Source organism: Acinetobacter sp. RRD8, assembly GCF_031844225.1.
GTDB lineage: Bacteria > Pseudomonadota > Gammaproteobacteria > Pseudomonadales > Moraxellaceae > Acinetobacter.
Map to the genome: position 1 here is coordinate 26,293 of NZ_JAUZUU010000011.1, position 22,837 is coordinate 49,129.

The following is a 22,837-nucleotide window of genomic DNA, read 5'->3' on the forward strand; positions in this document are numbered from 1 at the left end:
AATCTAAGCATAAAAAAGCCACTGATCAACAGTGGCTTTTTCTTTGCATTTATTGTTTAAGCAGCAATAAATTTCTGAACCGCCTGATTAAAGGCTTCTGGTTGTTCCATATTGGAAATGTGCGAGGCATTGATTTCAAACAACTGGCTTTGTGCAATTTCAGCTTGCATGGCTTGACCATCTGCAACAGTCGTTACGGGGTCTTGCTGACCGGCCACAATCAGTACCGGCACTGAAATCGTTTTGATCTGTTCACGTAAATCCGCCTTAGCCAAAGCTTCGCAACAACTTGCATAACCTTCCGGGCTGCCAGCTCCAAGGTCGTTTGAAAGTTCTGCAACTGTCGCTGCGTTGCTTTGGATAAAGGGTTCGGTAAACCAGCGTGATGCTGCAGTTGATGCAATCGGTGCCAGACCTTGTTCACGCACCAACGCGGCACGTTCCAGCCAGGCTTGTTCCTGACCAATCTTGGCAGCAGTATTGCAAATAATCACGTGGCTAAAACGTTCAGGCTTGTTAATCGCTAACCATTGACCGGTTAAACCGCCCATCGAGATACCACAGAAAGCGGCTTTCTGGATGTTCAGGTGATCCAGCAGATTCACTACATCCTGTCCTAGCTGGTCCAAGCTATACGGACCTTGTGGTGCAGAGGAAGCGCCATGACCACGAGTGTCATAACACACAACAAAATAATCTTGCTGGAAAAATTCAATTTGTGGTTGCCACATGCTGAATTTAGTGCCCAATGAGTTAGAAAAAACCAGGGCAGGTTTGCTGGCATCACCAAAGGTCTGGTAATTGATCTGGGCATCGTTGGATGTAAATGTTGGCATTGAAATCCCTCCCGACCTCCCTTTAAAAAGGGAGGAGGTTTATCTTTTTAATAGGTTGTTAGACGCGTTCAATAATCAAAGCGATGCCTTGACCGACACCAATACACATTGAACAAAGACCGTATTTACCGCCAGTTTGTTCCAGCTGGTTGAGTGCGGTTGTGACTAAGCGTGCGCCAGATGCACCAAGTGGATGACCTAAGGCAATCGCACCGCCATTTGGATTGACTTTCTCTGAACCGTCTTCGATACCCAAGTCACGCGTACAAGCCAAAGCTTGTGCTGCAAAGGCTTCATTCAACTCGATCACGTCCATCTGTTCAATAGTCAAACCTGTTTGTGCCAACAGTTTCTTGATGGCAGGTGCAGGACCGAAGCCCATGATGCGTGGTTCAACACCAACGACGGTTGAACCAATAATTTTGGCACGTGGTTTCAAGCCGTGTTGAGCAACCGCTTCGTCAGATGCAATTAATAGGGCAGCCGCACCATCGTTAATACCAGAAGCATTACCCGCCGTTACTGTACCGTCTGCTTTCACCACAGGTTTCAGTTTTGCCAGAGCTTCTGCTGTGGTTGAAGCACGTGGATGTTCATCAGTATCCACAACCACCGGATCGCCTTTACGCTGTGGAATCACTACAGGAATAATTTCATTGGCAAAGAAACCATTGGCCTGCGCTGCTGCGGTACGTTGCTGGCTGGTCAGGGCAAACTTGTCCTGGTCTTCACGGTTGATGTTGAACTGTTCCGCCAGATTTTCAGCCGTTTGCGGCATGGTTTCTACGCCGTACATTTCTTTCAGTTTCGGATTGATAAAACGCCAGCCCATGGTGGTGTCTTCAATCTTCTGGCTACGGCCATACGCCGTTTCTGACTTGCCCATGACAAATGGCGCACGCGACATGCTTTCTACACCGCCGGCAATAATCAGATTGGCTTCACCGGCTTTAATCGCCCGTGCTGCCATTGCGACTGCATCCAGCGATGAACCACACAGACGGTTCACGGTCGTTGCTGGAACCTGATAAGGCAGGCCTGCAAGCAGCGAAGACATGCGACCGACGTTACGGTTATCTTCACCGGCCTGGTTGGCACAGCCATAAATCACATCATCAATCTGTTCCCAGTTCACTGATGGATTGCGTTCCATTAAAGCTTTGATTGGAAGTGCACCCAGGTCATCGGCACGAACAGGCGCCAGACCACCGGCATAACGGCCGAATGGGGTACGGATGGCATCGATAATATATGCGTTTTTCATTGTGTATTTGCTCACATAATTAAAAGAAGAAAACTCCTCCCTTTTTAAAGGGAGGTTGGGAGGGATTTAATGAAGTAGTTTTATTCCTCAAATCCTCCCTAAATCCCTCCTGAACATGTTTTAAAGCACTGCTTTTAAAACTAAGTGCAAGAAAGAAGGGACTTCCCCTTAATTTGATTGAGTCACATCAATCAGTTTGGCACCAGTCATTGACTGCAATTCTTCAAATGACAGACCTTCAACTTTCTCAATCACTTTCATCCCTTCAGGCGTGACATCAATCACGCAAAGGTCGGTATAGATACGGTCAACACATTTCAGGCCAGTAGCCGGATAAGACAGTTCAGCCACGATTTTTGGCTCGCCTTTTTTGGTCACGTGGTCAGTGGTGATAAAGACTTTTTTCGCACCCACAGCCAGATCCATTGCACCGCCGACTGCTGGAATCGCATCCGGTGCACCGGTATGCCAGTTGGCCAGATCACCATTTTCAGCGACCTGGAACGCACCTAATACTGCGATGTCTAAATGACCGCCACGCATCATCGCGAAAGAGTCACCATGATGGAAGAAAGAACCACCTTCAAGTAAAGTTACGAATTCTTTACCGGCATTGATCAGTTCAGGATCGCGGTCTTCTTCAGCAGGAGGAGGACCGAAAGCCAACAGGCCATTTTCAGAATGCAGGAATACGTCTTTATCGCTTGGCAGGTAGCTTGAAATCTTGGTCGGTAAACCAATACCGAGGTTTACATAGGCACCATCAGGAATGTCTTGTGCCACACGTTCAGCGATCTGGTCACGGGTCAGTTTGCTATAGCTCATTATTTATCTCCGATGCCAATTATTGTGCAGGTTTAACTTGAACAACGTGTTGAACAAAAATTCCCGGGGTGATGATGTGTTCCGGATCCAGTGCACCCAGTTCAACCACTTCAGAAACTTGAGCAATCGTCACATCAGCCGCCATCGCCATGATCGGGCCAAAGTTACGTGCAGATTTACGGTACACTAGATTGCCCCAACGGTCGCCCTGATGGGCCTTAATTAAAGCAAAGTCAGCTTTAATTGGATTTTCTAAAACGTAGTCTTTACCTTCATAGTTCATGGTCGGTTTGCCTTCAGCCAGCAAAGTACCAAAACCGGTAGGGGTATAGATTGGACCTAAGCCCATACCAGCCGCCTGAATACGGCAAGCCAGATTACCTTGCGGCACCAGTTCCAGTTCGATCTTGCCTGCACGATAGAGTTCGTCAAATACCCAGGAATCAGACTGACGCGGGAAAGAACAGATAATTTTACGCACAGCGCCCGCTTTAAGCAGTTTCGCCAGACCGTAATCGCCATTACCGGCATTATTGTTGACAATAATCAGGTTTTTAATACCCAATTCGATCAGACCATCAATCAGTTCAGCAGGCTGACCCGCTGTACCGAAACCACCGATCATAATGGTAGAACCGTCCTTGATCTGGGAGAGTGCTTCTTTCAATGATAATGAACTTTTATCTATCATAATCTGGTCCTTACATATCCTAAACTGATGGATGTCTTTAAACTCGTTTTGAATCTGATGCTGTAACCGGAACTGCGTTACGGTTTTTCTGTGACAGCAGAAAATGTGCGACCAAGCCAATGCAAATTCCCCAAAAGACTGAACTCAGTCCTAAGAAATGCATGCCGGAAGCAGTCGCTAAAAAGGTGATCAATGCTGCATCACGTTGTGATTCTTTGCCCATGGCCACGGAAATGTTGGTAGCAATCGCACCCAGTAATGCCAGTCCTGCCAAAGCTGCAATGAGTTCTTTGGGCATCAGGCTAAACAGCATGACAATGCTGCCGGCAAATAAGCCGCCCAAAATATAAAAAAGCCCATTCGCCACACCGGCGATATAACGCTTTTCTTTTAGCTCATGTGCGTCTTTGCCTAAACACAATGCAGCTGTGATCGAGGCCAGTACGATGGTAATACCCCCCACACAGGCGACTGCAAGCGAGGCAATACTGGTTGCACTAATAATCGGCTTGGCTGGCATGTCATAACCACTGAGTTTGATAATCGCCATTCCCGGTAAAAACTGGCCAGAGAGACTGACCAGAATAAGGGGAAGGGCCAGATTCAGGGTGGAACTCCAGGTCCATTCCGGTGCAATAAATTGCGGAATCGCCAGACTGAAATCTGCCGTGACCGGGTTAATCTTGCCCAGGAGCATGCTTAAAACCACACCAGCAACCAGCACCCAGACCATGGCATAGCGTGGACTGAAACGCTTGGCCAGTAAAAATACCGCCAGCATGCCAAAGACGATATAGGGCATGGTATCGGTCGCGGTAAACAACCCTAAACCAAACTGCAGTAAAATCCCCGCCATCATCCCGGCAGCCACTTCCTGAGGAATCCAGGACAGCAATTTGTCGAAATAACCGGTGATCCCAATGAAAAAAATCACCACAGCAGAGGTGATATAGGCAGCAACCGCTTCATTGAGCGAAATATCGGGAAACAGCGTGACTAATAAAGCCGTTCCGGGCGCAGACCAGGCGGTGACGACAGGTATTTTGTATTTAATGGATAAAAAGATACCTGCTAGCGCAGCACCAATAGAAATTCCCCAAATCCATGAAATCATCATGTCCGGGGAAACTTGAGCTTGCTGTGCCGCCTGGAAAAAAATGATCAGTGGCCCCGAATAGGAGATCAGCACTGCTAAAAATCCTGCAACAGTTGCTGAAATGGACCAATCATTTTTTAATGTCTGAAACAGGGTGTTCATTGGTGATGTGCCTCCTTGCGTCGAACCATGAGCCTGTTAAAAATCGTGATGATCAGGATTAGCCCTGATCACCACCACCGACCGGTACCACTGTACCTGTCATATAAGATGATTCATCCGAAGCCAAGAATACAATCGCATTCACTTGCTCCTGAATCGTACCGTAGCGTCCCATGAAAGTACGGTCAATGGTCTGATCAACCACTTGCTGCATCCATTCTTTTTCAGATTCAGTCAGTGGATTGGCATTGCGCGGTACTTTACGTGGCGGTGCTTCTGTACCACCCGTCGCGATTGCATTGACACGGATGCCGTCTTTGGCATGTTCAAATGCAAGGGAAGCGGTCAGGCCGTTCACACCACCTTTGGATGCTGAATATGGCACACGGTTAATGCCGCGTGTCGCAATAGAAGATACGTTTACAATGGTACCTTTCTGATTTTTAATCATTTCCGGAAGAACTGCGCGGCAGCACCACAGTGTCGGGAACAATGAACGGTTCACTTCCTTGATAATTTCCTCTTCAGAAAATTCTTCGAAAGGTTTCATCCAGATCGCGCCACCGACGTTGTTGATCAGGACATCGACACGGCCATAGGTTTCTAGCGCTTTTTCAACGACTGATTGAGCACCGGCAAACGTTTCCAGATTGGCTTTGACCGTAATCGCATCACCGCCAGTCGCTTCAATTTCAGCCAGAACTTCTTCTACATAAGGGGAAAGGTCAGCCATGACGACTTGGGCGCCTTCGCTCGCCACTTGCAGCGCGACACCGCGACCGATGCCTTGCGCGGCGCCGGTCACGATTACGACTTTATTTTCAAATCTTTGACGATTAGACATTGAATAAATTCCCTCTCTTAGTTGGCAGAGAATTTTTCAAACAGGAAGCTTGCAGGTTTTACGCCTTCTGCATCCAGCCAGCCGCGAACCGCTTCAACCATTGGTACAGGGCCACACAGGTAGACATCTACATCACCGCCATTTAGCCATTCATTTTCGATATGACCGGTCACATAGCCTTTACGCTCATGTGCAGATTCTGGGTTAGCAACCACTGTGCGGTATTCGAACCACGGGAATTTGTCTTGCAGTTCGTTCAGTTTTTCAATGGCAACCAGGTCAAAGTCATTGGTCACACCAAATACTAAACGCACTGGATGTTCTGAACCTTTTTCTTCCAGTACTTGCAGCATCGACATGAATGGTGCAATACCTGTACCACCAGCCAGCATCAATACTGGACGGGTCACAGGGCGCAGGTAGAAGCTACCAAATGGACCGGTGAAAGTCATTTTGTCACCAGCTTTGGCATTTTTACTTAAGAATTCACTCATTTTGCCGTTCGGTACGTTACGTACTACGAAACCAGTTAAACGGTCGCTCGGTTTTGAGCTGAATGAATATGAACGGGTTTCAGCCGTGCCCGGAATTCCTACATTGACATATTGGCCAGCAAGGAAGTGAATGTCCGGTTGACCTTCATCTAACTGGATGTCAAAAGTAATGGTCGAATCAGACAGGTTTTCTACACGCGCCAGCGTACCCTGGAATTCATGAATTTCAGTTTTGCAGACTTCTGAAGACGCCTGAATTTGGAAAACTGCATCTGAAGTTGGTTTACATTGGCAAGCCAGAATAAAGCCTTCAGCGGCTTCTTCAGGCGTTAAAGCATCTTCAATATAAGTTTCTTCAGGCATGTCATAAGAACCTGATTCACAAAACGCACGACACGTTCCACAAGCACCATCACGGCAGTCCAAAGGAATATTGATCTTTTGACGGTAGGCTGCATCTGACAGTGTTTCACCATCTGAAACAGAAATAAAACGTGTAACGCCATCTTCAAATTGAAGTGCAACATTGTGGTTTGACATGGCTGAATATCCTATATAAATCTTTGTAACTGAGCCTTTCAGCCAATTTTCCATCTGACCGAAAGGCATAACCTAGCTGTATAAACAGTCTTAGAGGTGATAAATGTCGATAACCTGGTTGATGTAATCGTTTTTCAGTACCACATATTTGCTTAAAATTTGCGGTTTATCGCCTGAGAAATCGATTTCATAACGAGACATACCGAAGTAGCTGTAACTTGTTTTGTAACGGAAACTCAAAGTATTCCAGTTAAAACGTACAGTCACTTTGTCGCCATCACGTTCAACAATTTCAATATTGCTGAGGTTATGGCAGGTACGTGTATCCGGCATGGTTGCAGATGAACGTTCAGTCTTGATCCGGAACACGCGGTCTTCTAAACCTTGACGGTCTGGATAGTAAATCAACGAGATTTCAGACTGTGGATCTGTGGTCAGTTTGTCATCATCATCCCAAGCTGGCATCCAGAAAGATGCAGTAGGGGCATAACAAGTTAACCAGTCATCCCATTGTTCATCATCTAAAAAGCGAGCTTCTTGATACAGGAACTGAGCAATATTTTCTAAAGTGATGTCGCTCATGCGTTTTCTCCTTCAGTGGATGCTGCAATTTCTTTCTCAGTCGCAATACCTTTTTTGATCAATTCTAACCAGTACTGGTGCTGAGACAGGTATAGGCCTTCGTCTTCAGTTTTAATACCAGACAGTTTTGGTTTTAAACCGATTTCATTGGCAGCATCATCCGGACCTTGAATCCAGTGTTTAGAACCACGGCACATGTCGTTCCATTCCAGCGCGATACCGGCATAACCTGCCTGACAAGCACGGAACTCTTCAAGATCGTCTGGTGTCGCCATACCTGAAGCGTTAAAGAAATCTTCATACTGACGGATACGACGGGTACGCGCTTCTGGCTCTTCGCCTACAGGTGCGATACAGTAGATCGTCACTTCAGTCTTATCGACAGAAATCGGGCGCAGGACACGAATTTGTGAACCAAACTGATCCATGAAGTAAACGTTTGGATAGATACACAGGTTACGTGAACGTTCGATCATCCACTTCGCCATAGCTTCGCCATATTGCGCAGTGTATTCATCTTTCTTGGCAAAGTTAGGACGGTCTTCCGGGTTTGCCCATTGCGTCCAAAGCAGCATGTGACCATGTTCAAAGCCGTAAGAACCACCACCTTGTTTGCCCCATGCACCTGCGCTCATGGCACGGATGTTGTCACCAGCTTCTTTTTCTTTACGTTGCTGAGTCGTTGCAGCATAGTTCCAGTGTACAGCAGACACGTGATAACCATCAGCACCGTTTTCAGCAGTCAACTTCCAGTTACCTTCATAGGTATAAGTCGAAGAACCACGTAAAACTTCCAGACCTTGTTCAGACTGATCCACGATCATGTCAATGATTTTGGTCGCTTCGCCCAGGTATTCTTCCAGAGAAGGAACATCCGGATTCAAGCTGCCGAACAGGAAACCTTTATAGTTTTCAAAACGGGCAACCTTTTTCAGGTCATGTGAACCATCTTTATTAAAGCAGTCTGAATAACCCGCTTCAGCCGGATCTTTGACTTTTAATAACTTACCTGAGTTATTGAAGGTCCAGCCATGGAATGGGCAAGTATAAGTTGCTTTATTGCCTTTCTTGTTACGGCACAATTGTGCACCGCGATGCGAACAGGCATTGATCATGGCATTCAGTTCACCTTGACGGTTACGTGCAATGATGATCGGCTGACGACCCATATAGGTAGTATAGAAGTCGTTATTGTTTGGAATCTGGCTTTCATGTGCTAGATAAACCCAGTTGCCTTCAAAGATATATTTCATCTCAAGGTCAAACAGGGCCTGGTCTGTAAATACTGAACGGTGTAGTTTAAATTCACCAGATTCATAATCATCAACCAGTAATTCGTCAATGCGGTCTAAATGGCTGGTGTTAATTACGGGAATACGAGGCATGTCCTTTCTCCGACTTTCCAAGGGGGAAGTCAGCGGGATATATCTCAAGGCATATCCCGCTTCTTAATGTATTAAGCGCTAGCGCGGCGACGATCAACTTCAGTAAAAGGTGCGTCTTGTTTCTCTTTCACAAGTTCAATATCAAATTGAATGTGTTTGAAAGGACCGTTCAGACCACGTTTTGTAATTTCAGCTTCATCAGTCACGTCAACCGCAGTTGCAACCAAACCTTCACGAGTCGCGAATGCAAAGTCATCCCACAGGTATTGGTCGCCTTCAATGTTGAATTGAGTAGTCAGCTTGCGGTAACCCGGTGCAGATACGAAGTAATGTACGTGTGATGGACGGTTACCGTGACGGCCTAATTTGTCCAGTACAAACTGAGTTGTACCTTCTGGAGGGCAGCCATAACCCACTGGCATTGTCGTCAATGCAGTATATTGACCATCGGCAGCGGTAATGATGCTGCGACGCAAGTTAAAGTCAGACTGTGACTTGTCAAAGAATGAGTAGTTGCCCAGGCTGTTTGCATGCCAGATTTCAACTTTGGCACCTTCAACACGGTTGCCATCAGTATCAGTCACTGTACCTTCAATGATCAGCGTCGGGATTTTGCCTTCTTCAGAACCATCATCCATACGTGCAAAGCTTACAGTTTCAGGTGCGCCAGCTACATAAAGTGGACCTTCAATCGTACGTGGCGTACCGCCAGTAATACCTGCTTTAGCATCTGCTTCGTCAGCACGTAAGTCTAGGTAATGCTCCAGACCCAAACCTGCAGCCAATAAACCTAATTCGTTCGCTTGACCGGCATCAGTAAAGTATTCCAGACCTTTCCACAGTTCTGACTGAGAAATATCAAGATCTTCGATCGCTTGGAAAAGGTCACCCAATAAACGCACAACAACTTGTTGTACACGTTCATCTACAGGACCTGTCGCTGTATCAACGTTCATTTGCTTAACTAATGCATCAATTTCTTGGCGATTCATACTATTGCTCCTAAAGTATGTCTTTCATCTTTTAGTGGCGCACTTTTTTAGCTTTCATTGGCTGGCTAAATCTGGCTGGCCACAATCCTTGTTGAGGTACCCTCTGTTTTCGATTTGGAAGGGGAATCCGGTGACTCCCAATCCGCTCATTTAATCAACTGTCGTCATCTCGAACTGAAGATGGGTGACGGTTTAATGCCATCACTTCAATGTTCATATAAGGATAGAGAGGCAAGCCTTGTAACAGGTTGTGCAACTCTTCATTGCTTTCAACATCAAAAATACTGATGTTTGAGTACTGGCCCGTGATGCGCCAGATATGACGCCATTTGCCTTGACGCTGCAATTCCTGTGAATAAGCCTTTTCAACAGCCTTAATTTCGTTTGCCTGTTCAACTGGCAGATCACGTGGAATGTTTACATCCATACGTACGTGGAAAAGCATGGGTTTCTCCTAATTACTGACGACGCAAGTTGTCAATCTTGTTTTCATCCAACTCAATCCCTAGACCTGGTCCTTTCGGAATCTCAAGTTCAAAGTTTTGATAGTTGAGCGGGGTTTTCAAAATATCTTCAGTCAGCAGTAGAGGACCAAACAGCTCGGTACCGAACGCCAGACTTTCAAAAGTAGAGAACACATGTGCCGAAGCAATTGTGCCCACCGGGCCTTCCAGCATGGTGCCGCCATACAGGTCAATACCTGCAAGTTTGGCAATCTTGCCTACTTCGCAACCTTCAATCAGGCCACCCGACTGGGCAACTTTGACTGCAAATACAGAAGAACCGTTTTGTTTGGCAATCTCATACGCTGAGTGCGGGCCCATTAACGATTCGTCTGCCATGATGGCAACATCAAAACGTCTGGTCAGACGGCGCATGGCGTCCAGGTTATCAATTGCACATGGCTGTTCAATCAGATCAACACCGCCATCTTGCAATAACTGAATGCCTTTAATCGCTTCCAGTTCTGACCAGGCACGGTTCACATCGACACGGATCGAAACGTCTTTGCCTAAGGCTTTCTTAATTGCCAGCACATGTTCAACATCTTCTTCTACCGGACGAGAACCGATTTTGAGTTTGAAAATGTTGTGACGTTTTGCCGCAACCATTTTCTCTGCTTCAGCAATATCTTTTTCGGTATTGCCAGAAGCCAATACCCAAAGAACTGGAATACTGTCACGTAAGCGGCCACCGAGGACTTCGCTTAATGGCAAACCTAAACGTTGTGCCTGAATGTCTAAAAGTGCAGTCTGAATCGCACATTTAGCAAAACGGTTACCATTAATATTCTTTTTGATTGCTTGTAATGTCTGTGCAACATTTAAACCGGATAATGTTTTTAAAAGAGGCGCAAAATAAGTTTCAATATTTACTTTTACGCTTTCCGGGCTTTCATCACCATAACCTAAGCCACCGATAGTTGTTGCTTCACCCCAACCGATGTAACCATCTTCAGTGGTGATTTTGACCAATACCAGGGTCTGGGTTTGCATCGTCGCCACTGCCATCTTGTGAGGGCGAATGGTTGGAATTTCTACCAGCAAGGTTTCAACTGACTTATACATAATACGGGTTCACATTCTTGCTTTAATGCTTTGACTTGATATACCTTAAAAGAATAATGTTAATTGGTCTAAGATCGATTTAGCATTTTTTTATACTTTAAAGGTATTCAGAGCCATGGAACTCAGACATTTACGTTACTTCGTTGCCGTCGTCGAAGAACAAAGTTTTACCAAAGCGGCAGAAAAACTGTTTATTGCTCAACCACCTTTGAGCCGACAGATCCAAAATTTAGAGCAAGAGCTCGATATTCAGCTATTTGAGCGTGGTAGCCGCCCGTTAAAAACCACCGAAGCCGGTCAATTTTTCTATCAGCATGCTGTTAAACTTTTGTCTAATGCTGAAGAAATAAAATCGATGACCAAACGGATTGGCATTGCTGATCGCACCATAACCATCGGTTTTGTTGGCTCTTTATTGTTTGGTTTGCTGTCACGGATTTTATTTTTATTTAAGCAGCAGCATCCTTATCTCAAAATCGAGATGATGGAAATGAATACCTATGAACAGATTCAGGCGCTGAAAGAAGGAAGAATTGATGTCGGTTTCGGCCGTTTAAGAATCTCGGATCCTGCGATAAAACGCGTGTTATTACGTGAAGAACGCCTAGTGGTGGCGGCTCATTCAAGTCATGTACTGGCTCATCGTGAAGATATACATTTATCTGAACTGGTCGATCAGCATCTGTTCTTATATCCGAATACTGGAAAGGCAAATTTCTCTACCCAGGTGCGTGGCATATTTTCCGAGTATGGTCTGGAGCCGAAAAATATCCGGATTGTCCGTGAGTTACAGCTGGCACTGGGCTTTGTCGCTGCCGGAGAAGGCGTCTGCATCGTACCGGAAAGCGCACAAAACATTAAATTGGCCCATCTCAACTTTGTACCTCTAGCAGATGCTTTTGCGGTGAGCCCTGTCTTTATGGCCATGCGCAATATGGATGAAAGTGAATACATCCGTTACCTGTTTGATGCTGTGTATCAAGTCTATGATCTTGAAGCTCTAAAATACGATCGATCGGTATTTTAATCGCTAAAAATCGTGTGAATGATATAGCACTAAAAACCGATGAGGATGCGATAAAAACAAGCTGTTTTTAAAAACATCATGATTGAATAATATATTTATTAATTAATTGAATAGTTTAATTTGACCCAGACCTTATAGGTATAAAGCCATGCCTATTCAGTTTTAGACATTTTTTCCTATTTTCTGCATTGTGAGCAGCATAAGTTGAACTTCACAATTAGGAGGTGGAGATGTCTACAAATAAAGTGAATATAAATACGCTGATTGATGAAGCGAAATTCACACCCTTTCATTGGGGGGTTTTGATCTGGTGTTTGCTGATCATTATCTTTGATGGTTATGACCTGGTCATCTATGGGGTGGCGTTGCCGTTACTGATGCAGGAATGGTCGCTAAGTGCGGTACAAGCGGGCATGCTGGCCAGTACTGCCTTATTCGGAATGATGTTTGGTGCCATGAGTTTCGGTACTTTATCCGATAAACTCGGCCGTAAAAAAACCATCATGATCTGTGTGGCTATTTTTAGTGGGTTTACCTTTATCGGTGCCTTTGCCACATCACCAGTCGAATTCGGAATTTTACGTTTCCTGGCTGGCCTTGGAATTGGCGGTGTCATGCCTAACGTCGTGGCATTGATGACCGAATATGCGCCTAAACGTATCCGCAGTACGCTGGTTGCCCTGATGTTTAGTGGTTATGCCATTGGCGGGATGACTTCTGCGCTACTCGGTGCATGGTTGGTGCCACAATTTGGTTGGAAAATCATGTTCCTGCTTGCAGGCGTTCCATTGCTCATCTTGCCGATTCTATGGAAATATCTGCCAGAATCCCTGATGTACCTGACCAACAAGCAACAGACGGCTCAAGCACACACTATTATTCAGAAAATTTCTCCGACACAGGTCATCACTAGTGACACCCAGTTTGTACTGAATGAAGTGCAAAAAGGGGATGAGGCGCCATTAAAAGCACTCTTTCAACAAGGCCGTAGCTTCAGTACCTTTATGTTCTGGCTGGCATTCTTTATGTGCCTGTTGATGGTCTACGCCTTGGGTAGCTGGTTACCAAAACTGATGATTCAGGCAGGATACTCGCTGGGTGCAAGTATGATCTTCCTGTTCGCACTGAATATTGGCGGTATGGTAGGTGCCATTGGTGGGGGATATCTCGCAGATAAATTCCATATCAAAAAAGTGCTGACTATCATGTTCTTATGTGGTGCCATTGCATTAATTCTGCTTGGATTTAACAGTCCGCAATTCGTTCTATATACCTTGATTGCTGTGGCAGGCGCTGCAACGATTGGCTCACAAATTCTGCTCTATACCTTTGTGGCGCAGTATTATCCGTCGACGGTACGTTCTACCGGTATGGGCTGGGCATCAGGTATTGGACGTATTGGTGCAATTGTTGGGCCGGTACTCACTGGTGCTTTATTAACCATGAATTTACCGCATCAAATGAACTTCTTTGCAATTGCGATTCCTGGCGTAATCGCTGCGCTGGCAATTTTCCTGGTGAACTTAAAAACTTCCGTAGATGGCCAAGCCCTTGCAACACCTGATGTGAAGCCGAATCCATTGGCAAAAGAAGCGACACATTAAGTTAGATTTCAATCAATAAAGATAATATTCCCAATGATATAGATCGCCATCGTAACGGGTGGTGATCTGTTGCTAGAATCGAAACGCATAATAAAAAGCGAGTTTAGGATGAACACGACACAATTATTTAATCAACCAACAATCACATTCAAACGCACAGTTCTGATGAGCATGATGGCAATGAGTTTAGGGGGCATCAGCTTGTCGACTCAAGCACAAACCTCAGCTCAGTCGAATCAGCAGGAAATTGAACAACTGCGCCAGGAAGTTCAGGCTCTACGCGCACTGGTTGAGCAACAGCAAAGACAAACGGCTGTGGTCACTGCACATGTTGCAGCAACACCTGCTCCAGCAAGCAAACCCGTCATGAAAATTGCCAGTGGTGCCGAATTTAATCTTTATGGAAATATTCGTGCCGATGCCTCTTATCAGGCTGAAGGTGGTTCAGCAGCACGTATGTATAACCAGATTAATGCTGTACCTTTAGAAGGTGTCGGTGAGCGTAGTGATGAATTTAAATCTACTCTGGCTGCAACCCGTTTAGGCATGGATTTTAAAGCACCAGTCGGTGCTGGAGATAAAGCTTTAAGCGGTAAAGTTGAAGTGGATTTTCTGGGCGGCGCAAGCTTTGATAATTTGCGTATCCGTCATGCTTATATCAGCTATGCCAACTGGTTGATCGGTCAAACCTGGTCGAACTTTGCGGTGCCAGATTATATTCCAGAAACTGTAGATGCATTGGTTTACGCTGGCGGTTCAATTAAACGGACACCACAAGTTCGTTATACCAGCACAATCAGTCCTGAAACCAATCTGGTATTTGCAGTAGAAGATCCTAAAGATGCAACCATTACTGGTATTAAACAACGTCTACCTGCTTTAACAGCACGTTTAAATCATAAATTTGCTGATAATCTTACAGTCAGTGCCCGTGCGATGGGGAATGAAAAGCGTGTCAATGAAGATGAAAAAATGGCATGGGGTGTAGGTTTAGGTGCCAAGTATGATGTTGTGCCGGGTACAACGCTCAAAGCCGACTATTACCATGTGAAAGGCGATAGCAGCTTTGTGTCTTATGCCAATACGGGTGTGATTGCTGCAAATGGCGATTTATTACAAAGCGAATTTGATTCAATTTCAGTCGGCCTAACCCAGCAGTTTAATGACAAATTGCGCGGTACATTGGGTTATGGCTATATGAATTTTGATCAGGATACTGGTTATTTGGCTGCTGTTGATCAAACTAAAGCCAATAAAGACTTATGGCAAGCTTGGGCCAATATTTTCTATAGCCCAACCAAGCCTTTAAGTTTTGGTTTGGAATATGTCTATGGTGAGCGTGAAGCCTATGGACCTGTCTTAAATACTGAAGGTGATGCGATTAGTAGTCGTAAGGGTGAAGATAACCGTATCAATGCGGTTGCCATTTACAATTTCTAAGACTTCTTTGCATAAAAGCGTCTGATCTGTAACAGAAGCGTGGATGAATTAATCCGCGCTTTTGCTATTTTGAAGAATGGTTTCTGTCAGTAGATTGACTGCATTTTCGATCTTGGCTGTCCATTCAAACGAACAGTTCAGGCGAATATAATGTTGGCTGGCAGGCTCCGGCTTAAACAGCAGTGCAGGGGCAATTGAAATATGCTGTTGCAGCAATTGTTCATAGAGCTGCTGGGCATCGACTTCTTTAGGTAATTCAATCCAGAGAAAATAACCACTGGAATAATAGTAAATTTCACAGATGCTTCCCAAACGTGCTTTAAGTTCTTGATAAAATTTCTTTTTATATTTTTCCAGATGCTGCCTTAAATGCCGCAAATGTTTTTCATAATGATGATGTGAAATAAACTCGACCAGTGCATTTTGCAGTAAGGGGCTGACCGTTAAAGTGCTCATGAGCTGTAAGTGCTGAATGGCATCGGAAAATGGGCCGGCATACACCCAACCGACGCGTGCACCCATCCCCAGCGTTTTCGAAAATGAGGCGCAGTGCAAAACCATCTGATGCCGATCAAAATATTTAACCGGTAACGGTTTGGATGAACCATAATTTAGTTCCTGATAAACATCATCTTCGATTAAATACACCTGATATTCATACAAGAGTTCCGCAATTCTCTGTTTGATTTCAGAAATGACGGTAAAACCAATCGGATTATGAGCATTCAGCATCAGCCAGCACACCTTAATCGGGTACTGTTTTAAAGCCTGTTCAAATGATTCCAGATCAAAGCCAAACTGTGGATGTTCCGGAATCGTAATCACCTGTAATCCCAGACGCTCGGCTGCCTGCCAGGCACCATAAAATATGGTTTGCTGTAGCAGAATAAAATCACCGGGTTGGGTTAAGGCCTGTAAAGACAGATTCAATGCTTCTAGTGCACCGGATGTAATGACAATGTCATCTTGATTGCAGGTAACTCCTTGTAATTGATAACGGTTAGCAATCAGTTGCCGCAAGTTCTGATTGCCGGGCGGCATATGATTCTGGTTGTTATAACTGCTTTTTCTTTTGGCCTGCTGCGCCAGAATCTGCATAAATTTGGCGTTATATAACAGCTCTGCATTGGGAAAGGCAGAACCAAAAGGCACAATCTCTGCTGACTGAGTCGATTTTAAATAATTAAATACCACCGAATTGATTTGAATTTTAGGATTTAAACCAATCTGGGCGGACTGTTTGCTATTGAGCAGAGCTTGAGTGTGTTCTGCAACGTAATAGCCCGATTTGTCTTTGGCATAGAGCAGCCCTTGCGCTTCAAGTTCCTGATAAGCATTGAGTACAGTCATCAGGCTATAACCAGATAATTGGGTCTGTTCGCGAAGTGAAGGTAATTTTTCATGTGCCTTCCATACGCCATTTTCAATCATCTGACGAATATTTTGTGCCAGTTTTTCAGACTTATACATATACTTTCTTGAACTAAAACTGTTCTAATTATTTTGATTTATAGCATATTTTAGGATGCTTAATATAACAAAAGGGAGGAATAGGATTATTGACATTCTATTTTTAAGCTTGAGTCTTGATGCAAGACAATTAAAGTGAAAATCAGGTCTCAAATTTTCTGTGGAAATTTTATCTCTAGATAAATCATATTCCCATTTTTATACGCCTCAGTCACTTGGCTTAATTTGTCACAATTCGATACTTACAAAGTTAGATTTCCTTGCTAAATTCAATCCACATGATGATAAAAAGTAAGTTACGGTTTCAGACCGAGCCATCATGCAACTATAACAACGATACGCAAATACGGACCAATAACAAGCACAAAGGAGTGGAGAATGCTCGGAAATATGATGTTTCAGCCTTTACTGATCAGCAGCATGATTGAACATGCAGGACGCTATCATGCCGATACCGAGGTAATTTCCAAAAATACCGATACCAGTATTACAGTGACCAATTGGGGAGAAATTCACCAAAACTCGAAACGTTTTGCCAATGCATTACAACAACTCGGCTTAGCGCAGGGAGATCGGGTCGCGACTATTGCCTGGAATAATCATCGCCATTTAGAGTCCTGGTATGCCATTTCTGGCAGTGGCCTGGTCTGTCATACCATTAACCCGCGCTTATTTCCGGAACAGCTGATTTTTATTATGAATGATGCTGCGGATCGCGTGGTGCTGTTCGATAAAACATTTGTCCCTTTAATTAAAGCCGTGAAAGCGCTGTTGAGCTCAGTCGAGCATTTTATCTGTCTGGATGCAGCTGATCCGGCAGTTAGAGAAGCGATACCAGAAGTACAATTTTATGATGATCTGATTGCCGGCCAAAATGCAGATTTCGAGTGGCCAACACTTGATGAAAACTCGGCAAGCTCTCTGTGTTATACATCAGGAACCACGGGCAATCCCAAAGGTGTGCTGTTTAGCCATCGCTCTACGGTATTACATAGCTATGCCATCATTTTACCTGATTCCTTAAATGTCTCGGCTGCCGACATTATGTTGCCTGTGGTGCCTATGTTCCATGTAAATGCGTGGGGCACGCCGTATGCGGCTGCAATGGTCGGATGCACCTTGGTTCTTCCTGGACCGGGTCTGGATGGCGCCAGTCTGGTCAACCTGATTGATACTTATCAGGTTTCGGTAGCACTTGGTGTGCCGACCATCTGGCAGGGTTTGATTGCCGCCGCAAACCAGTCAGGCTCCAAACTGGAAAGCCTAAAACGGAATGTAGTAGGTGGATCGGCATGTCCACCGGCCATGCTAAGAGCTTTCAAAGAACAGTTTAATTGTGAAACGATCCATGCCTGGGGCATGACAGAAATCAGTCCATTAGGTACAGCGAATCAGCTCAAGACCAAACATTTGCATCTGTCTGATGAAGAAAAATTACAGATTCGTCTGTCTCAAGGCCGTCCGCCATTCGGGGTTGACCTACGTTTGACCGATGCAGAAAAAGGGACGCATGAAATTGAACGTGATGGACAGACCACAGGAAATTTACAGGTCAAAGGGCATTGGGTCATCAGCCATTATTTCGGCAAGGAAGAATCAGCACTAACTGCAGATGGCTGGTTTGATACCGGCGATATTGCTACGCTGGATCAGGATGGTTTTATGAAACTCAGTGACCGTTCTAAAGATTTAATCAAGTCTGGCGGAGAATGGATTTCATCGGTGGAACTGGAGAATATTGCCATGGGACATCCGGAAATTGCGATGGCTGCCGTAATTGCCGCCCAACATCCTAAATGGGATGAGCGCCCGGTATTGATTGCCATTAAAAAGCCGGACAGCCAGCTAAGTGAGATTGATCTGCTGGAATATTATGCAGACAAGGTAGCCAAATGGCAGATTCCAGACCGAGTCGTATTTGTTGATGCGATTCCACTCAGTGGTACTGGTAAAATGCTGAAAAAAGATCTGCGTGAATTATATGGGACTATTCTTTTGGAGCAGGCAGCAGGTTAAAGCGTCATTTAATCTGAAAATTCCTACATGAAGTCAAAAAACTGATCTCGAATAGAGATCAGTTTTTTTATGTACAGGCTAAGCAGCGTTGTCTGTTTAAAAATGCTTTTTCTCAATCCATATCGCTTTGATCGATACTTTTAGATGATATTGTCCGACAAAAAGTCATATTATATGGCTTAGGCACATAATTTGACCTGTATTGACATGGTCTGAGTGTGAGAATTCTTTATCCTGAGCAATATAATAATTAGACAGTTGTACATTAATAAAACTGTCTGCGGATAAGGGGATAAAAATGACAAGCATGCCAACCTATCAGCCGCATTGGATCCGGGAAGATTTCATTGATTTTATTGGTGAAAAAATCCATCCAACCTGGGCAATTAAAAAAGTTAAGGCTGCCGTTATGGGCATTCAAGCCATCAGCCCTGACTTTTTCAAAATTCACTTACGTCCAAATCATAATTTTAAAGCCAAGTCATTTCAGGCCGGCCAGAATATTGCAGTGACTGTTAGACTCGATGGCATACGACATCAGCGACATTATTCTGTGGTGACGGTATTGAAAAATGGTGATCTGATCATTGCGGTTAAACAGCAGGGTAAAGTGTCACGTGCCTTAAGTCTGATGCAAATTGGTGCGGTGGTTGAAATATCTCAGCCCCAAGGTGAGTTCACATTGCAAAAATCCACCCAGCCGATTTTATTCCTGGCTTCAGGTAGTGGTATTACCGCCATTTACTCCTTGCTGCAAAAAGCAGTCATTCAGTCTCTGGAACAGATCGACCTGATTTATTTCACTCGAGATGATGCCTTTCATGCTGAACTGAAAACATTGGCTCTTATGCATCCAAACTTGAAATATCACCATTTCAATACCGTGGAACACCAGCAGCATCTGACGCAGAGCTTATTACAAAAGCTGGTGCCAGACTTTGCAGAACGAAAAATTTATGCTTGTGGCTCCGCCGGGATGATGAAGGCCGCACTTCGCATCGTTGATAAACTGGATTTGAAATCCAATTTTCATTCGGAATATTTCCAGATTGTAATCGATGAAAAAATTAAAGCACAGCCGGTACAGTTTTTAAGATCGCAGCAAGAGTTTCAGGCACAGTCCAATTTACTGGAAAGTGCCGAAAAATCCGGCTTGCGACCAGCACATGGTTGCCGAATGGGTATCTGCAATACCTGTTCCTGTACCAAGGTCAGTGGTTCGGTACGAAATGTCCTGACTGGTGAAATTGATCATGGTAATAATACCCAGATCAAACTGTGCATTTCTCAGGCAGTGAGTCCTGTGGTGATTAATCTATAAACTATTGATAAGCCATTAATTAAACTATAAGAAGGTGCTCCCATGAATATGCAAATTGATTTTAAACGACATAGCAAAAGCCAATTTCTCAGTCCGGAACAGATTGAGGAATTCGGTGCCAAGGTCGATGCAATCCGCCGCAAGGTCATGGATGATCTGGGGGAAAAAGACGCCGAATATATTTATAAAATCCGCAACTTTGTCCGCTATAGCGAAATTGCCTCACGCGGCATGCTGATGTTTGCCGGTTGGTTGCCACCGGTATGGCTGGCGGGGACAGGTCTGCTCGGTCTTTCCAAAATCGTGGAAAATATGGAACTCGGTCACAATGTCATGCATGGCCAGTTCGACTGGATGAACGATCCGAGTCTGAACGGTGCGACCTATGATTGGGATACGATTTCAACCGGCGATGACTGGAAATACACGCACAACTATATTCATCATACCTATACCAATATCGTCGGAATGGATCATGATGTCGGTTATGGTCTGATTCGGGTCAGTGAATCGCAAAAGTGGGAACCACGTTTCCTGTTCAATATTCCACTGGGCATTCAGTTAATGGTGTTTTTCGAATGGTATGTTGGCTTGCAACGCCTGCATCTGGAAGATGTGATTGCTTATGAAACAAAGACCTGGAAAGAAGTCTGGGAAGAAGCAGCACCTTTGCGCCAAAAAATGCGCCGTCAGGTGTTAAAAGATTATGTATTTTTCCCGATCATTGCCGGGCCAAATGCCATTCCGGTATTTACCGGAAATGCAGTGGCCAATGTGATTCGCAGTCTATGGGCTTCTGCCGTCATTTTTAACGGTCATTTCACTGAAGATGCTGAAACCTTTGAAATGGACAATACCGACAATGAAACCCGTGCCGAGTGGTATTTACGCCAGATTCGCGGTTCGAGCAATTTTAGTGGAACAACTTGGCTACATATCTTGAGTGGTAATTTGAGTCATCAGATTGAGCATCATCTATTCCCGGACATGCCCGCCAATCGCTATGCGCAGGTTGCGCCAAAAATCAAAGCGCTCTGTGCAGAATATGGTATTCACTATAACGAAGCCAGCTTCATGAAACAGTTTTCTACAGTGTGGGTAGGTCTGGCTAAATGTTCTCTACCGAATCACTGGACTGAGCAGGTGGTTGAAAAAACCCATGCTGCCAAATCTGTATTCAACTACTTTAAAGCGAAACTATTGTCATAATTTTTAAGCTTTACTTATTCACCATTTTGGTACTCCTCAATAGATTTGGATGGTCTATTGAGGAATTTTTTTTTGACCTTTATCAGATTCAATATCATTAGAATAATCCTGTTTATGAATAAAATATGGATACAGATTTCAAAAAATGACGAAAGCAAAACAGATCCAGTACTGCTGAAACGCTTTGCCTACAACAACCTGCTTCAGCTCTAAAGGCTTCTCTCTATAATGGCCGCGTCGTTACACTCAAGGTCTCAGTTTTGAAACATCTTAAATATTTTTCAGCAATCCCATTATTAGTGCTTTTAACTGCTTGTAACACCACTGAAGCACCCGCACCAGATTATCAGGGCAATTGGAAAAACACCGTGGAAAATCCAAAACTTGAAAATATTCTGGTTATTTCTAAAAATGGTGAAAATTATCTGATTACCAATACGATCAAAGATAAGGAAACCGGTAAAACCGAGAAAAAGAATCCAATGCCCGCTGCAGTGAACGAAAATGGCATGCTTCAGTTGAATGCAGGTGCAGGTATGGTCGATTTCGCAATCGATGAGAAAACCGGAAATCTGGTCGGTTCAGGCTCAATCTATAAAAAAGCCAAATAGTCAGCGAGAATTTTACGCACAAGATAAAATCAAAGATGTCATGTGAAAGGACAGAGCATGACATCTTTTTTAGGAATGCTTTATGGAACGAAACTTAATAATTCAGCAAAATCTTCGACATAATAATTTGCTTTGGCTTTGATCAAATCTATTTCATGAGCGGAGTACTGGTCATAAATTGCCACTACCTCGATGCCCGCATGATTTGCTGCTTCTACACCGACTAGAGAGTCTTCAATAATTAGACATTCCTCAGGTCGAAGGTTAAAGGCTTGCAAAACATTCAGATAAACTTCGGGATGAGGTTTAATGTTCTGGACATTTTCACGGGTGAGAATCAAGGAAAAGTCCTCATCAAAGCTGATTTTAGAATTAATATTTCGATTGTTATCCTGATAGCGCTGTACATTGAATAAACTGGTGGTGGTGGTCAAAGCCAGTGATATCTGTTGCTGTTTTAAAGCCTGAATCAGGAGGTCTGCCTGAGGTTTTAACTCGACGATATAATCAAGAAAATGTCGGGAAATACTATAACGACGATTTTTTACTTCTTTTTTAGCTGGTTCAAAACCGTATTGTTCTTTTAAAAATCCACAATATTCCAGATAAGGATCTGACATATGTCTCAAGGCGGTAAGTTGAAGATCGCGCTGTTGCTGAATCTGAATCTCATGTAAATCGACTTTTCTGTTGGAGAGCTCATCAATCAGGGCTGCATCTACCTGATTCCAGATGCCTACAGAATCAATCAACGTACCATCTAGATCAAAACAGACCAGCTTTTTATCCTGAAACATATAAGATTTCTCTGTATTTTTACCATTTATTCGGTGGGGCTGAGTATATCGCATACGATTTAA

The 22,837-nt window shown here is 44.3% G+C and carries 21 protein-coding genes; 7 read left to right on the forward strand and 14 right to left on the reverse strand.

Translation table 11 applies throughout. From position 1 onward, the window contains the following. Positions 1 to 56 precede the first annotated feature (56 nt). The 12 genes from pcaD to Q9R24_RS10875 form a co-directional block, all read right to left on the reverse strand. Entirely contained in the window at positions 57 to 836 is a 780-nt protein-coding gene (gene pcaD / locus Q9R24_RS10820; protein ID WP_311204427.1) for a 3-oxoadipate enol-lactonase, read from the reverse strand. A gap of 58 nt (positions 837 to 894) precedes the next feature. Then, a complete protein-coding gene (gene pcaF, locus Q9R24_RS10825) occupies positions 895 to 2,100 on the reverse strand; it encodes a 3-oxoadipyl-CoA thiolase (RefSeq protein WP_311204428.1) in 1,206 nt (401 codons plus the stop codon). 168 nt (positions 2,101 to 2,268) lie between these two features. Further along, on the reverse strand, positions 2,269 to 2,925 hold the full coding sequence (locus Q9R24_RS10830; RefSeq protein WP_311204429.1) for a 3-oxoacid CoA-transferase subunit B: 657 nt from the start codon (positions 2,923 to 2,925) through the stop codon (positions 2,269 to 2,271). Positions 2,926 to 2,944: 19 nt separating this feature from the next. After that, positions 2,945 to 3,616: a 3-oxoacid CoA-transferase subunit A gene (locus tag Q9R24_RS10835; RefSeq protein ID WP_004894960.1), complete on the reverse strand. Its 672-nt coding sequence runs from the start codon at positions 3,614 to 3,616 to the stop codon at positions 2,945 to 2,947. A 37-nt stretch (positions 3,617 to 3,653) separates the two neighbouring features. Beyond that, a complete protein-coding gene (gene benE, locus Q9R24_RS10840) occupies positions 3,654 to 4,874 on the reverse strand; it encodes a benzoate/H(+) symporter BenE (protein ID WP_004894958.1) in 1,221 nt (406 codons plus the stop codon). Positions 4,875 to 4,932: 58 nt separating this feature from the next. After that, positions 4,933 to 5,718 (reverse strand): benzoate diol dehydrogenase BenD, encoded by a 786-nt coding sequence (benD, locus tag Q9R24_RS10845; protein WP_121979968.1) that lies wholly within the window; start codon positions 5,716 to 5,718, stop codon positions 4,933 to 4,935. A 17-nt stretch (positions 5,719 to 5,735) separates the two neighbouring features. Further along, positions 5,736 to 6,752 carry a benzoate 1,2-dioxygenase electron transfer component BenC gene (gene benC, locus Q9R24_RS10850; RefSeq protein WP_311204430.1) on the reverse strand — a complete coding sequence of 339 codons (1,017 nt, stop codon included), beginning with the start codon at positions 6,750 to 6,752 and terminating at the stop codon, positions 5,736 to 5,738. 90 nt (positions 6,753 to 6,842) lie between these two features. Then, complete coding sequence (gene benB, locus Q9R24_RS10855; RefSeq protein ID WP_005096959.1) at positions 6,843 to 7,334, reverse strand: benzoate 1,2-dioxygenase small subunit; 492 nt, start codon at positions 7,332 to 7,334, stop codon at positions 6,843 to 6,845. After that, positions 7,331 to 8,719, reverse strand: a complete 1,389-nt coding sequence (gene benA, locus Q9R24_RS10860) for a benzoate 1,2-dioxygenase large subunit (protein ID WP_004647039.1) — start codon at positions 8,717 to 8,719, stop codon at positions 7,331 to 7,333. The genes benB and benA overlap by 4 nt, the downstream gene beginning before the upstream one ends. A 71-nt stretch (positions 8,720 to 8,790) precedes the next feature. Then, positions 8,791 to 9,711, reverse strand: coding sequence for a catechol 1,2-dioxygenase (catA, locus tag Q9R24_RS10865; protein WP_311204431.1), 921 nt, complete (start codon positions 9,709 to 9,711; stop codon positions 8,791 to 8,793). A gap of 154 nt (positions 9,712 to 9,865) precedes the next feature. Next, positions 9,866 to 10,156 carry a muconolactone Delta-isomerase gene (catC, locus tag Q9R24_RS10870; protein ID WP_004647036.1) on the reverse strand — a complete coding sequence of 97 codons (291 nt, stop codon included), beginning with the start codon at positions 10,154 to 10,156 and terminating at the stop codon, positions 9,866 to 9,868. A gap of 13 nt (positions 10,157 to 10,169) precedes the next feature. After that, positions 10,170 to 11,279 carry a muconate/chloromuconate family cycloisomerase gene (locus tag Q9R24_RS10875; RefSeq protein WP_004647035.1) on the reverse strand — a complete coding sequence of 370 codons (1,110 nt, stop codon included), beginning with the start codon at positions 11,277 to 11,279 and terminating at the stop codon, positions 10,170 to 10,172. A gap of 115 nt (positions 11,280 to 11,394) precedes the next feature. Here Q9R24_RS10875 and Q9R24_RS10880 point away from each other — a divergent pair, with 115 nt between their 5' ends. From Q9R24_RS10880 to Q9R24_RS10890, 3 genes are all read left to right on the forward strand, one after another. Further along, positions 11,395 to 12,306 (forward strand): LysR family transcriptional regulator, encoded by a 912-nt coding sequence (locus Q9R24_RS10880; RefSeq protein ID WP_004647034.1) that lies wholly within the window; start codon positions 11,395 to 11,397, stop codon positions 12,304 to 12,306. A gap of 230 nt (positions 12,307 to 12,536) precedes the next feature. After that, the gene (locus Q9R24_RS10885) at positions 12,537 to 13,910 is read left to right on the forward strand and encodes an MFS transporter (protein ID WP_005246252.1); all 1,374 of its coding nucleotides are present in this window, start codon (positions 12,537 to 12,539) and stop codon (positions 13,908 to 13,910) included. Positions 13,911 to 14,018: 108 nt separating this feature from the next. Next, positions 14,019 to 15,350 (forward strand): DcaP family trimeric outer membrane transporter, encoded by a 1,332-nt coding sequence (locus tag Q9R24_RS10890; protein ID WP_253145049.1) that lies wholly within the window; start codon positions 14,019 to 14,021, stop codon positions 15,348 to 15,350. Positions 15,351 to 15,398: 48 nt separating this feature from the next. On the opposite strand, the gene Q9R24_RS10895 is transcribed toward Q9R24_RS10890, so the two are convergent. Continuing rightward, entirely contained in the window at positions 15,399 to 16,820 is a 1,422-nt protein-coding gene (locus tag Q9R24_RS10895) for a PLP-dependent aminotransferase family protein (RefSeq protein WP_311204432.1), read from the reverse strand. A gap of 378 nt (positions 16,821 to 17,198) precedes the next feature. On the opposite strand from Q9R24_RS10895, the gene Q9R24_RS10900 reads away from it, so the two are divergent. From Q9R24_RS10900 to Q9R24_RS10915, 4 genes are all read left to right on the forward strand, one after another. Then, the gene (locus tag Q9R24_RS10900; RefSeq protein WP_311204433.1) at positions 17,199 to 18,836 is read left to right on the forward strand and encodes a long-chain-fatty-acid--CoA ligase; all 1,638 of its coding nucleotides are present in this window, start codon (positions 17,199 to 17,201) and stop codon (positions 18,834 to 18,836) included. A gap of 298 nt (positions 18,837 to 19,134) precedes the next feature. Next, positions 19,135 to 20,157 (forward strand): FAD-binding oxidoreductase, encoded by a 1,023-nt coding sequence (locus Q9R24_RS10905; protein WP_311204434.1) that lies wholly within the window; start codon positions 19,135 to 19,137, stop codon positions 20,155 to 20,157. Between the two features lie 42 nt (positions 20,158 to 20,199). Beyond that, entirely contained in the window at positions 20,200 to 21,366 is a 1,167-nt protein-coding gene (locus Q9R24_RS10910) for an acyl-CoA desaturase (protein WP_311204435.1), read from the forward strand. A gap of 260 nt (positions 21,367 to 21,626) precedes the next feature. Beyond that, on the forward strand, positions 21,627 to 21,977 hold the full coding sequence (locus Q9R24_RS10915) for a hypothetical protein (RefSeq protein WP_004280391.1): 351 nt from the start codon (positions 21,627 to 21,629) through the stop codon (positions 21,975 to 21,977). An 80-nt stretch (positions 21,978 to 22,057) separates the two neighbouring features. On the opposite strand, the gene Q9R24_RS10920 is transcribed toward Q9R24_RS10915, so the two are convergent. Then, positions 22,058 to 22,774, reverse strand: a complete 717-nt coding sequence (locus Q9R24_RS10920) for an HAD family phosphatase (RefSeq protein ID WP_311204436.1) — start codon at positions 22,772 to 22,774, stop codon at positions 22,058 to 22,060. Between the last annotated feature and the right edge of the window lie 63 nt (positions 22,775 to 22,837).

Bases quoted from the DNA above. Each gene is read 5' to 3' on its own strand.
- Q9R24_RS10880 (WP_004647034.1), top strand. From the start codon at position 11,395: ATGGAACTCAGACATTTACGTTACTTCGTTGCCGTCGTCGAAGAACAA.
- Q9R24_RS10900 (WP_311204433.1), top strand. From the start codon at position 17,199: ATGCTCGGAAATATGATGTTTCAGCCTTTACTGATCAGCAGCATGATT.
- Q9R24_RS10885 (WP_005246252.1), top strand. From the start codon at position 12,537: ATGTCTACAAATAAAGTGAATATAAATACGCTGATTGATGAAGCGAAA.
- benE (WP_004894958.1), bottom strand. From the start codon at position 4,874: ATGAACACCCTGTTTCAGACATTAAAAAATGATTGGTCCATTTCAGCA.
- Q9R24_RS10830 (WP_311204429.1), bottom strand. From the start codon at position 2,925: ATGAGCTATAGCAAACTGACCCGTGACCAGATCGCTGAACGTGTGGCA.
- Q9R24_RS10890 (WP_253145049.1), top strand. From the start codon at position 14,019: ATGAACACGACACAATTATTTAATCAACCAACAATCACATTCAAACGC.
- catA (WP_311204431.1), bottom strand. From the start codon at position 9,711: ATGAATCGCCAAGAAATTGATGCATTAGTTAAGCAAATGAACGTTGAT.
- Q9R24_RS10895 (WP_311204432.1), bottom strand. From the start codon at position 16,820: ATGTATAAGTCTGAAAAACTGGCACAAAATATTCGTCAGATGATTGAA.
- Q9R24_RS10920 (WP_311204436.1), bottom strand. From the start codon at position 22,774: ATGTTTCAGGATAAAAAGCTGGTCTGTTTTGATCTAGATGGTACGTTG.
- catC (WP_004647036.1), bottom strand. From the start codon at position 10,156: ATGCTTTTCCACGTACGTATGGATGTAAACATTCCACGTGATCTGCCA.
- benC (WP_311204430.1), bottom strand. From the start codon at position 6,752: ATGTCAAACCACAATGTTGCACTTCAATTTGAAGATGGCGTTACACGT.
- Q9R24_RS10835 (WP_004894960.1), bottom strand. From the start codon at position 3,616: ATGATAGATAAAAGTTCATTATCATTGAAAGAAGCACTCTCCCAGATC.
- pcaD (WP_311204427.1), bottom strand. From the start codon at position 836: ATGCCAACATTTACATCCAACGATGCCCAGATCAATTACCAGACCTTT.
- benA (WP_004647039.1), bottom strand. From the start codon at position 8,719: ATGCCTCGTATTCCCGTAATTAACACCAGCCATTTAGACCGCATTGAC.
- Q9R24_RS10910 (WP_311204435.1), top strand. From the start codon at position 20,200: ATGAATATGCAAATTGATTTTAAACGACATAGCAAAAGCCAATTTCTC.
- Q9R24_RS10875 (WP_004647035.1), bottom strand. From the start codon at position 11,279: ATGTATAAGTCAGTTGAAACCTTGCTGGTAGAAATTCCAACCATTCGC.
- pcaF (WP_311204428.1), bottom strand. From the start codon at position 2,100: ATGAAAAACGCATATATTATCGATGCCATCCGTACCCCATTCGGCCGT.
- benD (WP_121979968.1), bottom strand. From the start codon at position 5,718: ATGTCTAATCGTCAAAGATTTGAAAATAAAGTCGTAATCGTGACCGGC.
- benB (WP_005096959.1), bottom strand. From the start codon at position 7,334: ATGAGCGACATCACTTTAGAAAATATTGCTCAGTTCCTGTATCAAGAA.
- Q9R24_RS10905 (WP_311204434.1), top strand. From the start codon at position 19,135: ATGACAAGCATGCCAACCTATCAGCCGCATTGGATCCGGGAAGATTTC.